The 14,576-nt window shown below is 39.4% G+C and carries 14 protein-coding genes; 5 read left to right on the plus strand and 9 right to left on the minus strand.

Annotation, left to right across the window (positions count from 1 at the left end):
- Positions 1 to 148: 148 nt before the first annotated feature.
- The gene (locus ACE1CA_RS26910; RefSeq protein ID WP_413278688.1) at positions 149 to 346 is read left to right on the plus strand and encodes an NblA/ycf18 family protein; all 198 of its coding nucleotides are present in this window, start codon (positions 149 to 151) and stop codon (positions 344 to 346) included.
- Between the two features lie 340 nt (positions 347 to 686).
- On the opposite strand, the gene ACE1CA_RS26915 is transcribed toward ACE1CA_RS26910, so the two are convergent.
- From ACE1CA_RS26915 to ACE1CA_RS26955, 9 genes are all read right to left on the minus strand, one after another.
- The gene (locus ACE1CA_RS26915; protein WP_413278687.1) at positions 687 to 2,261 is read right to left on the minus strand and encodes a serine/threonine protein kinase; all 1,575 of its coding nucleotides are present in this window, start codon (positions 2,259 to 2,261) and stop codon (positions 687 to 689) included.
- 354 nt (positions 2,262 to 2,615) lie between these two features.
- Entirely contained in the window at positions 2,616 to 3,059 is a 444-nt protein-coding gene (locus tag ACE1CA_RS26920; protein ID WP_413278686.1) for a hypothetical protein, read from the minus strand.
- 38 nt (positions 3,060 to 3,097) lie between these two features.
- Positions 3,098 to 4,282, minus strand: coding sequence for an anhydro-N-acetylmuramic acid kinase (locus ACE1CA_RS26925; protein ID WP_413278685.1), 1,185 nt, complete (start codon positions 4,280 to 4,282; stop codon positions 3,098 to 3,100).
- Positions 4,283 to 4,493: 211 nt separating this feature from the next.
- The gene (locus tag ACE1CA_RS26930; RefSeq protein ID WP_413278684.1) at positions 4,494 to 5,612 is read right to left on the minus strand and encodes a sensor histidine kinase KdpD; all 1,119 of its coding nucleotides are present in this window, start codon (positions 5,610 to 5,612) and stop codon (positions 4,494 to 4,496) included.
- Between the two features lie 171 nt (positions 5,613 to 5,783).
- A complete protein-coding gene (gene kdpC / locus ACE1CA_RS26935) occupies positions 5,784 to 6,404 on the minus strand; it encodes a K(+)-transporting ATPase subunit C (protein ID WP_413278683.1) in 621 nt (206 codons plus the stop codon).
- A 1-nt stretch (position 6,405) separates the two neighbouring features.
- Positions 6,406 to 6,642 (minus strand): K(+)-transporting ATPase subunit F, encoded by a 237-nt coding sequence (gene kdpF / locus ACE1CA_RS26940; protein WP_413278682.1) that lies wholly within the window; start codon positions 6,640 to 6,642, stop codon positions 6,406 to 6,408.
- Positions 6,643 to 6,659: 17 nt separating this feature from the next.
- On the minus strand, positions 6,660 to 8,753 hold the full coding sequence (gene kdpB / locus ACE1CA_RS26945; protein ID WP_413278681.1) for a potassium-transporting ATPase subunit KdpB: 2,094 nt from the start codon (positions 8,751 to 8,753) through the stop codon (positions 6,660 to 6,662).
- Positions 8,754 to 8,830: 77 nt separating this feature from the next.
- Positions 8,831 to 10,507, minus strand: a complete 1,677-nt coding sequence (kdpA, locus tag ACE1CA_RS26950) for a potassium-transporting ATPase subunit KdpA (protein ID WP_413278680.1) — start codon at positions 10,505 to 10,507, stop codon at positions 8,831 to 8,833.
- 53 nt (positions 10,508 to 10,560) lie between these two features.
- Complete coding sequence (locus tag ACE1CA_RS26955; protein ID WP_413278679.1) at positions 10,561 to 10,869, minus strand: TrkA C-terminal domain-containing protein; 309 nt, start codon at positions 10,867 to 10,869, stop codon at positions 10,561 to 10,563.
- A 270-nt stretch (positions 10,870 to 11,139) separates the two neighbouring features.
- Here ACE1CA_RS26955 and ACE1CA_RS26960 point away from each other — a divergent pair, with 270 nt between their 5' ends.
- The 4 genes from ACE1CA_RS26960 to ACE1CA_RS26975 all read left to right on the plus strand — a co-directional run bounded on the left by ACE1CA_RS26960 (position 11,140) and on the right by ACE1CA_RS26975 (position 14,510).
- Positions 11,140 to 12,225 (plus strand): sensor histidine kinase, encoded by a 1,086-nt coding sequence (locus ACE1CA_RS26960; RefSeq protein WP_413278678.1) that lies wholly within the window; start codon positions 11,140 to 11,142, stop codon positions 12,223 to 12,225.
- Complete coding sequence (locus ACE1CA_RS26965) at positions 12,225 to 12,908, plus strand: response regulator (RefSeq protein WP_413278677.1); 684 nt, start codon at positions 12,225 to 12,227, stop codon at positions 12,906 to 12,908. Before ACE1CA_RS26960 ends, ACE1CA_RS26965 begins: the two co-directional genes overlap by 1 nt.
- A 78-nt stretch (positions 12,909 to 12,986) precedes the next feature.
- Positions 12,987 to 13,745: a tetratricopeptide repeat protein gene (locus ACE1CA_RS26970; protein ID WP_413278676.1), complete on the plus strand. Its 759-nt coding sequence runs from the start codon at positions 12,987 to 12,989 to the stop codon at positions 13,743 to 13,745.
- 153 nt (positions 13,746 to 13,898) lie between these two features.
- The gene (locus ACE1CA_RS26975) at positions 13,899 to 14,510 is read left to right on the plus strand and encodes a hypothetical protein (protein ID WP_413278675.1); all 612 of its coding nucleotides are present in this window, start codon (positions 13,899 to 13,901) and stop codon (positions 14,508 to 14,510) included.
- Positions 14,511 to 14,576: the final 66 nt, after the last annotated feature.

A 14,576-nucleotide genomic window follows, 5' to 3' on the forward strand; every position in this document is an offset into this window, starting at 1 on the left:
CCACAGCAGTATGAGCATTTTGTCAAATAATTGTTATATTCTGTAATATAAGGTAGAAACCTAACTACCGCATCTGCTCAAACTGCATTGGAAAAAGACTTCTAAAGTCAATTCACTTATCACTTATACTCTTTCTTAGGAGATAGTCATGAATCAACCTATCGAACTTTCTCTAGAACAGCAATTCAATATTCGTTCCTTCCAGACCCAAGTACAACAAATGAGCCTGGAACAAGCTCAAGACTTTCTCATGAAGCTTTATGAACAAATGGTTTATAGAGAAGCGACCTACAAACATCTACTCAAGCACCAGTGGGGCTTAGAACCAAGTCCACATTTTGAATAGAGTATCGTCGCAGTAGGCGACCTCCTTCTCTTGCTTTGTTCCTTGGGGAAAGAAGCTGGGGATGATGGGGCGTCAACTAAACAATAACCCGCAATTCAAAACCGGACTCAGTAGTAAAAAAACCTCATCTACACTTTTCCGACGATTCTAATTCAAGAGCGCTCCACAATCAATTATTTCAAATAGTTGGCCTTGCTTCAAAGAAAAACTCTTACCAACTCCTCACCAAACTCAATCAAGCTAAAGTAATTTGACTAAATTATCAATACAAAGGTTTTTGGGGAAATTAACGATAACTTTCCCCTAAATAAGCTTATTTTCTACCAATTAACTGGTTAACTTAGCTCTGTTTCTCTAACTTGTCATCGAGTTGACCTAAAGAAGAACTAGATTCTAATTTCATCAACATTTGCGGCTTAATCCTTTCAAACTGATTATGAAGTAACTCCTTACTCATTTTTGGCGAACCCGTCGAGATCAACGCCTGACTAGTTTGTGACCACTGTTGCAGTAATTGGCATTGAGTAGGAGCAATACTCACATTGAGTACATGAATACAGCGTTTCGGCTCCTCCAGAGGAAATAACAATACCAAATATTTACCTGTTTCTCCCAAAAGTTGCGTAATTTCCTCACCTTGAGGGGTTTTCATATCCAAATAACAACGCAACCACCTAGCACCAGCCTCACGAGTATAAAGTGCCGTAATCCACAGCAGCATCGGATGAGGAGTCATGGAAAACAAGAATTGATTATAGCGCTTGCAAACCATGCGCTGTTGAATGTCCGCCTTTTTCAGCATTACCCAGAGCGTAGCTAACTTCTGTTTACTATTACCTAAAGAATTGGCAAAGACAATTTCTGCTTGAGGTTTATCTGGAGGCCAAGTTTGCATTCTTGCCAACCGTTCTATTTCTTCTGGTGAAGCTGAAGGTGTGTTCAGCACTTTTGCTTGCTGTACTTGGGAGATTTCCGAAAGCTTGCTCCCAATACGTTGACCAATTTGCCTACCTGTACTAAATCTTTGTTCTAAAGGTTCTAAAGCTTTCAGAATTTCTGCTACTGATTGGGGACGTTCGCTTGGTGTTTTTGCCAAGCAACTCATAATTAAGCTTTCTAGAGCTTTTGGTATTTTTAAATCAGGATTTGTGGAATCAAAAGAGCGTGGTTTCTGGAAGTGATGAACTTTGTACCAACCTCCAAAAGAGTGGGTTTCTGCCTGTAATGGCATTTTCCCGGTGAGCATTTCAAACATTAAGACACCCAGACTATAAATGTCTGAGCGGTTGTCTAGTTCCTTACCCTCCATTTGTTCTGGTGAAGAGTAAGCCAGAGTTCCTAAATAATAGTTAGTTTGGTCGCTATCAGCTTGACGTAGTTTGGCAATGCCAAAGTCGAGAATTTTTACTAATTGTCCTAGACTGGGGTCTTGGATTACTAATATGTTGCTGGGTTTGATGTCCCGGTGAATAATTGAGCAAATTTGTCCTTCTACAGGGATGCCGTTATGGGCGCATTGTAATCCTAAGCAGATTTGTCGCGCTAGGCTGAGGAATTTGGGTAATGGTAAGGCTTGAGCGCGAATTACATCACTAAGGCTTTCTCCCTGTAGATATTCCATTACATAGAATGGTGTGCTGTTTTCATCCACGCCAAAATCTGTGACGCGGACAATGTGTAAACTTTTTTGACCTAAAAGGGCGCAGGTTCGGGCTTCTTGTTCAAATCGTTCGCGCAATCGTAGTTTTTGATTTTGAATTCCTAGTGACAGGAATTTAACGGCAACGGGGACTCCTCCTAACAATGTGTCATTAGCTAGATAAACCCGACCCATAGCGCCTGTCCCTATCAACTCGATTAGCTGATAGCGATCGTCAAGTAAGCGACCAATATTTGGATCTTTCGGATCTGTCATTTTGATAAAGCTCCGCTCAAAAAGGAGCGTTAATGAAATATAAGAGCAGGTCAGTTGGATAAGAACAGTTTTTTAGTTTTTCGATCTTCAGAACATCAAGAAGTTGCCTCGATTTCTTAGGTAGAGAAATGTTTTTTACCCCTTAGACAGTAGCCTTACTTCCCCTTAACTTTCATACGATATTCGCCTTTGGTGTTGGCATTCTCTAGCTGTCAGCGCCATCAGACAGAGGGATTGTTAATTTTTAAATTATCCATGAGTTAAGTAAATGATGGTTTGGTTGCTAAACCTCACACCAATTAAATCATTTTTTTATTTGACCAAATCATCACTAGTTGACAATCAAGGATAATTCTATTCTGGCTGACGTTCTAATGTGACTTCCATCATACTGGTTAGATAGTGTCCGGCTAGTATGCTGCTGGACATATAGTATTGGTTGTCGGTTATCTGGTGCATGGTTTCAAAACCGCTGCGGCGTTGTCGATCGCCTAATACCCAGTATCGTTGAACGATCGATTCTGGGGCGATCCAACCTTCTCCTTCGACGCGCCCTAATAAATTATGCTGCAACACGAATGTATACTGGCGTTCCCCTAGATCTAAACGTCCCCGGTATTGGAAGGTGATGTTTTCCCGATCGCTGTCGGGAAACATTAACTGTGTCACCATTGTGAACCAGTTTTCTCGCCATGCTACCAGGGTTTTCCCTTTAACAATAATAGGCATTCCGTTACGTTCAAGCCAGTTTCCTTGTAACGTCCAACGCCCCGACTCTAACAGAAAGGTGTGAGCCACGCTTCTATCCCTTGCTACGATTGCTCACCGCGCGATTATCAAGACTCTATGCTAACACGGAGTCGATCGGTAACAAGGTAAATATTCCCTAAAGTTACTTCTTTTCGAGCACCTGTTACCTGCGTAAGATTACCAGGTATGCCCTGGTTTCGCCAATAGGCTAAGACAGCGAATGCGATCGCTTCTTTATAGTCTGCACTCAAACCAACTTCATCGGTGGCGAGAACAGGGATTTTTGTTTCTGACTTTTGGTTTAGATTGGTTTCCAAGCGTTTTTTTAAGTAAAGATTCCGACTACCTCCACCACAAATTAACACTTTGTCTGGCATTTTCGGCAAGAATTTGTTGTAACTTTGTACTATTGAGGCGACGGTAAGTTCGGTCAAGGTGGCGAGAAAATCACCAGAACTTAGTTCATATTTTTTAATATCTGCCAAACATTGTTGAAAGTAATCTACGCCAAATAATTCTCTCCCTGTGGATTTGGGCGGTGGTTCTTGGAAAAATGGGTTTTGTAGCCAATATTCAACTAAGGGAATGCAGGGTGTCCCACTAGCCGCCCATTCGCCGTCTTTGTCGTAGGTTTTACTTCCACCTGTTAAATACTGCACTGCTAGGTCTAAAAGCGAGTTTCCGGGGCCTGTATCCCATCCGCAGACAGATTGTAACCAATTTTCCTGATTTCTCGGTGCTAAATAAGTTACATTTCCGATCCCACCAATGTTTTGTATGCAGCGATGTTCTGTGGGATGACTCAAGAGAAAGGCATCGACACGGGATACTAAAGGCGCACCTTGTCCACCACAGGCGATGTCTGCGACGCGAAAGTTACTGATGGTGTTAATTCCAGTTAACTGGGCGATTGCTTCTCCCCGTCCTAGCTGTAGGCTGTAACCTAAAGAATTTTGTTGGGGTGGACGATGGTAAACTGTTTGTCCGTGTGAGCCAATAAGTTCGGCTTTTGGGTGGTTTGTTTGAATGTTTTGGGCGGCTTGGGCGAAGACTTGGGCGATCGTATCATCTAATTCTGCTAATTCTGCCATAGAAATAGCCGAGTTAGCACAAACTGCTAAAATTTTTTCTCTTAATGCAGGCGGATAGGGGTATGTTTCCCCGGCTAAAAGTTCGATTTTCAGGTCTAGTTCTGTGCCGAAAATTTCTACTAATGCGGCATCGATCCCATCTACTGATGTACCGCTTATTAAACCTATTACTCTAGTCATTTGGTAATGAGTAAGTTAACCAATTAATTATTATCCATGATTAATTACCGATTTTTATAGCCGAAGGCGTAACCAAAAATGAACACCCCTTACTGTAGAGACGTTTCATGAAACGTCTCTACATTAGACTGTTGCCAAAATAGACAATCTCTGTATTCATCTGTGGTTAAACAATCAAGATTTCTGACTTTTACAAGAAGTCTATTTTGTATTACTTAGATTTAGTTTGTTGGGTGGCGATGACGTGCAAATCTACGTCTTTAAGATATTTGACTAATTTTTGCACTAGGGAACCTCGCCAGAATAGTTCCCAACGAGATTTTTGTGATTGTCCTAAGACGACTTGGGTAATGTGGTATTTGTGGGCGGTGTCTGCGATCGCTTGAGCAATATCTGTACTAGTTACTCTTAAAAATATACCATTAAATTGACGACAAATATTTTCGCAAGTTTCAATGTGTATACTTTCTTCTTTAGTTAAAAAACGATCTGGTGGAGTTACAAATAAAGCATAAAGACGGGCGTGTAATTGAGTGGCGATTCTTGCGCCTCTTCGTAATAATTGAATTGAGTTAGGATAGGTGGAAATACAAACTAAAACTCGTTCATGAACGCTGCAATATCTATCAGTTGGGCTGGCGGTAACGGCATCTTGTTCGATGTTATCAGCGACTTCTCTTAAAGCTAATTCTCTTAAGGCGACTAAGTGGCGACGTTTAAAGAAATTATGTAAAGCTTGTTCAATTTTATCTGTGGTGTAAATCTTGCCTTCTTTTAATCTTTCTTGTAAGGTTTCTGGGGTGACATCGATAACTACTACTTCGTCTGCTTCGTCTAAAATGCGATCGGGAATTCTCTCCCTAACCACTATACCAGTAATTTTAGCCACTAAATCATTGAGGCTTTCTAAATGTTGAATATTTACAGTAGAATAAACATTGATTCCGGCGGCTAAAATCACTTCTACATCTTGGTATCTTTTTTCTCTTATTGAGCCTGGTACATTGGTATGAGCTAATTCATCAACTAAGACTAATTGAGGTTGACGGGCGATAATGGCATTGGTATTCATTTCTTTTAAAATAATGCCAGTGTGGATAATTTCCTGGTGAAGAACTACTTCTAAACCTCTTGCTTTTTTGGCTGTTTCTTCTCTTCCATGAGTTTCTAATAATCCAATTACAACATCAATTCCTTCCTCTTTTAATTTATGGGCTTCTTCTAACATTCGGTAAGTTTTGCCAACGCCGGGAGCCATACCAATAAATATTTTGTGTTTGCCTCGACGTTGGGAATTAGCTTGATAGAAAATCTCACTGGAATGAATCATAAATGGTTGGTTATCGGGGAAAATTTGGTATTGCCCATGCGACTAAAGTCGCGGCTATACATACAAAACCTGCCTACGCAGGTTCCAATTCTGAAAGTCCACGTAGGTGGACTTTGTTTGTGTAGTTGCGGTTAAAACCGCCAAAATCTTCAAACTTTATTCTTGGAAAATTTATCGAGCTACGGGTATATTATCCAATGCCAGATTTAATTTTAATACATTGACTCCGGGTTCTCCAAAAATGCCTAAAAATCTGTCGTCAGTATTTTTAGTAACTAGAATTTCTAGTTGGTTGGGATTTAGCGATCGCACTTTTGCCACTCTAGTAATCTGAGCTTTAGCTGATTCTACACTAATATGAGAGTCTAAACTAGAGCCAGAAGTATAAATTAAATCTGCTGTTGGTGGAATTCCAGCTTGTTTTAAACGATTGATTTCTGGTTCAATTCTTTTAATTAAATCAGGATTACTAGGAGCCAAATTACTAGCACCAGAAGTACCAGTTCTTTGGGTAATATTTTCTGGTTTTGTCGGATTAAATTCTTCTTTGGTAAAACTACTGTAATTGGTAGTACTAGGACGACTCCAGAAGTATTTATCTGAAGTAAAAGGTTGACCAATTAAAGCTGAACCAACTATTTGTCCTTGCCAATTAGTAATGATGCTACCATTTGCTTTATATTGCAGAGGTGGTAATAAACCTACTGTTAAAATAACTGCTGGATAAAGGATAGCTGTTAATATCCACAACACCAAACTAACACGAATTGCCCGCGAAATTTCTCTAATCATTTTAAAAACGCTCCGGTTGAAAAATGACAACAAATAGATAAATAGAAAGACCTAAAGTTAATAAACCTAATAGACCGATCGCCCAAGCCGAACTTCGCTCAATTTCCCCACCAGCAGCCCCATAAACAGCAGGAGCAATTATTAGGTTTAAGCACATTCCTAAAAATATTAAACTTGCCCAAGGTCTTCTGCGTAACTGAATTTTTACTAACTCGATCGATGCTGGCAAATTCATCATTTTTACCTCTATTCTCTTTAAGCTAAACCAACAACAGAAATCAAAACATCAATAACTTTAATTGCAATGAAAGGTGCCACAACTCCACCCAAACCATAAAGCAAAATATTACGTTGCAAAAGTTGATTAGCAGTCAAAGGTCTAAACTTCACTCCTCTAAGTGCTAAAGGAATTAAAGCAGGAATAATTAAAGCATTATAAATTAACGCCGATAACACCGCAGATTGAGTACTTACCAACCCCATAATATTCAGACTTTGTAAACCCGCTGCCGCAAAAATTACTGGCAGAATTGCGAAATATTTAGCGATATCATTAGCAACAGAAAAAGTAGTTAAAGCCCCACGAGTAATTAATAATTGTTTGCCAATTGTCACCAAATCAATTAATTTTGTAGGATCAGAATCCAAATCAACCATATTCGCCGCTTCTTTCGCCGCTTGAGTACCAGAATTCATTGCTAAACCGACATTTGCTTGGGCTAAAGCTGGCGCATCATTAGTGCCATCTCCCGTCATTGCTACTAATTTTCCCTCAGCTTGTTCCCTTTGAATTACAGCAATTTTGTCTTCAGGAGTTGCTTCAGCAATGAAGTCATCAACACCCGCTTCTTGGGCAATTACGGAAGCAGTAATTCGGTTATCTCCGGTTAACATAACTGTACGAACACCCATGCGTCGCAGTTGTTCAAATCTTTCTCGAATTCCCGGTTTAATGATATCTTTGAGATAAATAATCCCGTAAATATCGCCATTTTGACAAACAGCTAAAGGTGTACCACCAAGGCGGGAAACTCTTTCATAAGCTTGGTCTAAATCTGCGGCTAATTTGCCTCCACGAGAACGAACAAATCCTTTAATTGCATCTACGGCACCCTTTCTAATTTCTCTCCCATCTGGTAAATCTGTGCCACTCATGCGAGTTTTGGCAGAAAATTCAATTCCTTCAGCTTGTTCGTGGTTAAAATTCACTTTAGCACCCAATCTTTCTGCTAATCTAACTATTGATTTTCCTTCCGGTGTTTCATCAAAAACACTAGCAGCTAAAGCGACATTGGCAATATCTTCTTGAGAATGACCATTAACCGGAATAAACTCTTCTGCGAGGCGATTTCCTAAAGTGATTGTCCCGGTTTTATCTAACACTAAAGTATTGACATCGCCGCAAGCTTCAACCGCCCTTCCCGAAGTAGCAACTACATTAAATTGGGCAACTCTATCCATTCCGGCAATCCCGATCGCACTCAACAAACCGCCAATTGTAGTCGGAATTAAGGCGACTAAAAGGGCAATTAAAATCGCCACACTGACCGGATTTTTTACATAATTAGCAACCGGAGGAAGTGTCGCTACAACGATGAGAAATACTTGAGTGAGAACCGCTAATAAAACAGTTAAAGCAATTTCATTCGGTGTTTTGCTACGTTCTGCGCCTTCTACTAAGGCAATCATTCTATCAATAAAACCTTTTCCAGGGTCAGCTGTTACCCTAATTGTTAGTTCATCAGAAATGATTTTTGTACCGCCTGTAACGGAACTAGCAATATCAGAACCAGGTTCTTTTAAAACTGGTGCAGATTCTCCGGTAATTGCAGATTCATCAACAGAAGCAACACCAGAAATTACTTCTCCATCAGCCGGAATAATATCGCCAGAAATTACTTTAACAATGTCACCTCGACGCAAAGTTGTAGAACTTACTTCTTGAACTTTGCCGTCAGGAGAAAGTTTTCTCGCAATGGTGTCTGATTTGGTAGAACGTAGGGCATCTGCTTGGGCTTTTCCTCTGCCTTCTGCGACTGCTTCCGCGAAGTTGGCAAAGACTAATGTCAAAAACAAAATTACAGTAATTAAACCATTAAAAAAACGCAAGTTTTCCCCTGGTACATTGCCAAACAAATAAGGATTGATTGTTAATAATGCGGTGATAATTGTACCAATCCAAACGACAAACATCACCGGATTTCTTACTTGTACGCGGGGGTCAAGTTTGATGAAAGAATCGCGAATAGCCCTTTGATAAATCCCTGTTGTATCTACTTTTGGTGTGTGGCGACGAGAATCTCTTGGGCCTTGGGGTGTACGTCTGGGTTTAGAAGTAGAATTGCTCATTTTTGTGATTACTTATTGTTAGTTATATAGGGTTGGATATCCCCGATTTCTTCAAGAAGTCGGGGATCTAAGGGGATTTAATTGGCTATTTGGAAACCTTCTGCGATCGGCCCTAGTGCTAAAACCGGAAAGAAAGTTAACGCACCTAAAATCAAAATTACGCCAGCTGTCACACTAGTAAATAAAACTGTGTCAGTGCGTAAAGTACCCCTAGTTTCTGGTACTGGTTGTTTGTTTTTCATGCTATCTGCTAATAGCAAAAGCGCAATAATTGGAATGTAACGTCCTCCCAAAAGACTGACACTAGCACTTAAATTCCACCACAATGTATTGTCTCCTAAACCTTCAAAACCAGAACCATTATTTGCTGAAGCGGAGGCATATTCATAAATTACTTGAGAAATTCCATGAAAACCAGGATTAGTAATTCCCGAAATTCCCGGAAAAGCTAAGGTAATTGCCCCTGGAATTAACACAAAAATTGGATGAACTAACAGGATAACGCTAGCCAGAACTATTTCCCGTTTTTCAATTTTTCGCCCTAAAAATTCGGGAGTTCTTCCTACCATTAATCCTGTGACAAACACAGACAAAATTAGATAAATAAACAAGTAAGCTGTACCCGTTCCTTGACCTCCCCAAATGATTTGTAAAAACAAATTAAACAGGGTGGAAAAACCGCTTGTAGGCATTAAAGAATCGTGCATTCCGTTAACTGCGCCACACATTGTTCCTGTAGTTACTATTGCCCAAAGTGCAGTTTCAACCCAACCAAATCTCACTTCTTTTCCTTCTAAATTCGGTTGTTGTCCGCCTAAAAGTTTATTAACTAAAGGATTGCCTTGATATTCACTAATGGCGCTAATTCCAATTAAGAAAACAAAGATGATAAATACCATCCAAAACAGTAACCACGCTTGCTTGGTGTTATTAGCAAATATCCCGTAAGTGTAAATCAATGCTGCGGGAATACTAACCATAGCAAGGATTTCAATTAAATTGGTTATAGCATTAGGATTTTCAAAGGGATGGGCAGAGTTTATCCCAAAAAATCCACCGCCATTTTCTCCTAATTGTTTAATAATTTCCAAACTGGCTACAGGGCCTCTGGCTATTACTTGAATGTTACCTTCTAAAGTAGTTGCTGTAGCTGGACTTGCTAAGGTTTCCGGTACACCAAAAATTATTAATAGTAATGCCCCGACTAAAGAAATCGGTAGTAAAATTCGAGTAATTGATTTAATTAAATCAACGTAAAAATTGCCTAATGGTCTGCCTGTTAATCCCCGAATAAAGGCAATGCCAACTGCTAATCCTGTTGCTGCGGAAGTGAACATTAAAAAAGTAATAGCTACTGTTTGGCTGAGGTAACTTAAGGTTGTTTCGCCGGAATAATGCTGTTGGTTTGTGTTAGTTAAAAATGAGATTGCTGTATGTAATGCTAAATCCCAACTAGGTGCACTTAAGTTAGTTGGGTTTAGGGGCAAAACTCCTTGTAACAGGAATATTAAATAAACGAAAATCCCCATGAATAGGTTGCTATAAAGTAGGGCTTTGATATATTGCCAACCTGTCATTTCTGTTGGGTAAGCAATGCCACTGAGTTTATAAATTAGTTGTTCTGTTGGAGAAATTATCGGTTCTAAAAATGTTTTTTTACCTAAGTATACTCGCGCCATGTAGCGTCCAAAAAAGGGGGTGATGATAATTAAAATGACGAGAGTTAGTGCAATTTGTAAAAATCCTTGCCACATATAATATTTACCAAAATCTAGTTAACAAAAAACTTTTAACACTGGAATAATTCTTAGCGATCGGGATGGTGTTTTTTTGCTATATCGCAGCTGATACCTGACCAAAAAATTGGATGATGTTTTCTGAGGATGAATTCAAGTTCTGGGGCGTTTCCTCCTTTAATTGCTAGGGCTAAAATGTCGTCTCCACAGTTAATTGTTGGTTCACTGCTGGCTAAAATTAATTCATCTTTTCTGATGATTCCTAAACAAAGGCAATGTTTGGGTAATTTAATTGCAGATAAGGGTAAACCGCAGTAACAACTGTTGAATTGTATTGTTACTTGAGTCAGTCTAGGTTTCATCATGTTTATGGTTTTCATGATGTTTCTAGCCAATGGGAATTTCTACAATCATTTTTGTTTATTTGGGAATTGTTTACATTAGATCGGTGATATAAATTTGTTTAGGTGTGGTTATTATGGTTTGTATATTTTGCGTCTATATATTTTTAAATAGCTTTCAGTTGTTACCTATATTTGGAGTTATAAAGGGATCTATATCTGGAAGTATAGTTGTGATTTTTTTGGAGGTTTTACGTTAATATTGGGAATGGTGCGTTACTAACGCATCCTACAATTTGTAAATTGTGAATGATGAAAGCAGCTATTTTTACTAAGAACGATCGCAGAAATACCTGGATAATGATTGCGATCGCATTTGCGATCGTCATCGCTTTAGAATATGCTACACCATCGGAATATGTGTTTGGCTACCTTTATACAGGGCCAATTTTATTGACTAATTATCGTTTGGGTAGAAAAGCAAATTTACAAGTAACTTTAGCAGCTTCGGCATTAACATTGGTAAATTTATTCATTCCTGACTACGATTTTTCTCTACCAACTTTGGCAAATCGGTTAATTGCAGTATTGGCACTTGTGGTGACAGGTTGGTTAAGCGATCGCATTCGTTATTATGAAGAAGCAATAGCTAATCAGCAAACTCAATTACTTTACCAAGAACGACTAGCTAGTATGCGAGAAGATTTTGTTTCTACGCTGACTCATGATTTAAGAACTCCCATTTTAGGGGCGATTGAAACAATTAAATCTTTTCAAAGAGGGCAATTTGGTGAATGTAGTTTTGCTCAACGTAAAGTATTAGAAATGATGGTGCGTTCTCATCGATCAACGCTGCAATTAGTCCAAACTCTCTTAGATATTTATCATTACGATTCTGAAGGGTTAAAACTGCAACTAGCAACAGTCAATTTGGGATCGTTAGTTGAAGAAGTAATCGCTACTTTGACAGAATTAGCAGCTTCGCGTCGCGTGCATATTACACTTAATTATGGTGCATCAAATTTTCGGCAAAACTTATGGGTAAATGGAGATGCTTTACAATTACAGCGAGTATTTACCAATCTCCTAATTAATGCGATTAATCATTCTCCTCGTGGCGGTAAAATAAACGTGATTTTGGAAAGTGATTCCCATCAACAAGTAGTCAAAATTTTAGATAGTGGACAAGGAATTCCCATAGATGAACTAGCTCACTTATTCGAGCGATTTTACCAAGGAAGTAGCGATCGCCAAAGTCAAGGTTCTGGGTTAGGCTTATATCTAAGTCGGCAAATTATTGCCGCACATGGCGGTACAATTTGGGCAGAAAACCTTTCTCCTTCTGGCGCTTTGTTTGGTTTTCGACTCCCAATTTCAATTTCTGAGAATTCCTAATGAAACCTGCACCTTTGCGGATACTTTTAGTTGAGGATGATGAATTATTTCGCCTGGGTTTATATATGCGTTTGCAACAGGAACCAGGAATAGAAATAGTAGCAGAAGCAACTGACGGCGAAACTGCTGTAGAATTAGCAAATCAATATCCTTTAGATGTCGTACTCTTAGATGTGGGATTACCGGGAATTGGCGGCGTGGAAGCTTGTCGCCGCATCAAAGAACAACACTCGCAATTGCCAATTTTAGTTTTAACTTCCCATTCCCAAAAACCTCTGATCGAACGCTTAATTGCCGCAGGTGCTCAAGGATATTGTCTCAAAGGAATTGAGGCAGAAGTTTTAATTTTAGCGCTGCGTTCAGTCGCCGCAGGTGCTTCTTGGTGGGATCAAACCGTTACTACGGAAATTCGCGCCGCTTTTGCTGCAAATTCGCCTTCTGATGCTAAATCATCAGAAGCGTTAATAAATCCTCTGACTCGTCGGGAACAGGAAATTTTGGCGCTGATAGCGGCAGGAAAAAGCAACCAGGAAATTGCGGAACTGCTGTACATTACCATTGGCACCGTGCGAGTTCATGTTCATGCCATTTTACAAAAGTTGGAAGTGCGCGATCGCACTCAAGCCGCAGTTTTAGCCATTCAAAAAGAATTAGTCGCCGCAGAACTTTTAGTAAAACACTAGCTTTTCTTTGCGATGGCGATATCATTAGTTTTAATCTGCAAAAAGCAGCTACTGCTCCTAATACACACTTTTCATTTCATGTCAATGATTAAAAATACTTATTTTTTCATCAACCTGTTAACTGCGGCTGTTACTGGCATCACTTTGAGTCATGCTTCCCCAGCGTTATCCGAGTCAAGTTGGCAGAAACAGGGAACAAATCGGTCAACAATTGAGAGTGTAGTTGCTCAAGTTTCCCAAAATAAAGAACAAGCTCAAGATTATTATGAAGAGGGAATTTCTTTGCAACAGCAAGGGAAATTGGCAGAAGCGATCGCCAAATACCAAAAAGCCCTAGAATTGAATCCCAACTTAGCAGCAGCGCATCTAAATATGGGAGTAGCCTTCGCGACTCAAGGTAAAGACACCGAAGCTATGGCAGCTTATCGAAAAGCCTTAAGTATTCAACCAAACATGGCAGAAGCTCATTACAATTTGGGCAATATGCTAGTGGAAAAAGAAGATTATAAAGCTGCTGAAAAAGAGTATAAAGCAGCAATAAAAATTAATCCCAACTATGCCAAAGCTTACTACAACTTAGGTAATGTCCTCGCCCAACAAGGACAAATAGAAGCAGCAGTTAAACAGTGGCAAACAACAATTCGTATTCAGCCAGAATTTGCCGAAGCTTACGCTAACTTAGGTTTAATTATGAATCGTTCCGGTCAAAAAGACCAAGCTATTGAAGCTTTTAAAAAAGCCAGAGATTTGTTTAAGTCTCAGGGCAAGGAAGAACAAGCCGAAGAGATCGATCGAATGCTACAACGTCTATGGACTAGTCCCTCTGGCATTGCTTAAAAAATTAATATAGCAACGGACATATCGGTTAGGACATCATCTTTTGACTTCAAGAGAATAGACAACAAGAAAGGGAAATAAAAAATGTCCTAACCGCTTTGGCAACTGCTATAATTTGACTCAAAAATTAGATATAGTGGGGAAAACTAAGAGGTGGCAAAAAAGTTACAAAAAAGTCATTTTACCAAATTGAGTGTATATTTAGCTTGTTGCCTTTTAGGTTTTTGTTTAACCATCTTGAGTAATCCGCTTTTTTTTCCTAATGGTTTTGCTCAAGCTTTAATGCCGAAACAAACTAATAACACTCAAGTTTTAATTGCCCAAAATCAACTACCATCTCCGGCGAGAATCTCCAATTCTACTCGCTTAGAATGTGACAAAACTATTCAAGGTAGGCTTTCATCAAGTGATTATCGATTTCAGGGTAGACGTTTTCAACGGTTCTCGTTAAATGGGCAAAAAGATCGACTAATTCGATTGAGTTTAGTTGGAGGTAGCGCTTCCCAAAGACGCGGAGATACATTACAGATCAATCAATCATTAGTTAACCCTGTATTGATACTATATGCTCCTAACGGTCAGATGCTAGAGCAACAGCCTAAACAGGAAAATGTCATCAATGCAATAATTAGGACAAAATTACCGCTCGCTGGAACTTATGATTTATTAGTAACCAGTGCAACTCCGGGTACAGTGGGACGATTTAGCCTAACATATCAACAACTAAAATCAGACGGAAGTAATACCTCTGTTTGTCCCGCTTAATCGCTATAAATAAAAATCTCCGTAACTTTCTGAGACGGAGATTGACAAATATTCTTAAACTATTGG

It is taken from the genome of Floridaenema evergladense BLCC-F167, from assembly GCF_041929205.2.
In the GTDB taxonomy this organism is placed as follows: Bacteria; Cyanobacteriota; Cyanobacteriia; order Cyanobacteriales; family Aerosakkonemataceae; genus Floridanema; species Floridanema evergladense.

Excerpts from the sequence above, each read along its gene's own strand:
- ACE1CA_RS26910 (WP_413278688.1), top strand. The coding sequence starts at position 149 with ATGAATCAACCTATCGAACTTTCTCTAGAACAGCAATTCAATATTCGT.
- kdpB (WP_413278681.1), bottom strand. The coding sequence starts at position 8,753 with ATGAGCAATTCTACTTCTAAACCCAGACGTACACCCCAAGGCCCAAGA.
- kdpF (WP_413278682.1), bottom strand. The coding sequence starts at position 6,642 with ATGATGAATTTGCCAGCATCGATCGAGTTAGTAAAAATTCAGTTACGC.
- ACE1CA_RS26960 (WP_413278678.1), top strand. The coding sequence starts at position 11,140 with ATGATGAAAGCAGCTATTTTTACTAAGAACGATCGCAGAAATACCTGG.
- kdpA (WP_413278680.1), bottom strand. The coding sequence starts at position 10,507 with ATGTGGCAAGGATTTTTACAAATTGCACTAACTCTCGTCATTTTAATT.
- ACE1CA_RS26970 (WP_413278676.1), top strand. The coding sequence starts at position 12,987 with ATGTCAATGATTAAAAATACTTATTTTTTCATCAACCTGTTAACTGCG.
- ACE1CA_RS26915 (WP_413278687.1), bottom strand. The coding sequence starts at position 2,261 with ATGACAGATCCGAAAGATCCAAATATTGGTCGCTTACTTGACGATCGC.
- kdpC (WP_413278683.1), bottom strand. The coding sequence starts at position 6,404 with ATGATTAGAGAAATTTCGCGGGCAATTCGTGTTAGTTTGGTGTTGTGG.
- ACE1CA_RS26930 (WP_413278684.1), bottom strand. The coding sequence starts at position 5,612 with ATGATTCATTCCAGTGAGATTTTCTATCAAGCTAATTCCCAACGTCGA.
- ACE1CA_RS26955 (WP_413278679.1), bottom strand. The coding sequence starts at position 10,869 with ATGAAAACCATAAACATGATGAAACCTAGACTGACTCAAGTAACAATA.
- ACE1CA_RS26965 (WP_413278677.1), top strand. The coding sequence starts at position 12,225 with ATGAAACCTGCACCTTTGCGGATACTTTTAGTTGAGGATGATGAATTA.
- ACE1CA_RS26925 (WP_413278685.1), bottom strand. The coding sequence starts at position 4,282 with ATGACTAGAGTAATAGGTTTAATAAGCGGTACATCAGTAGATGGGATC.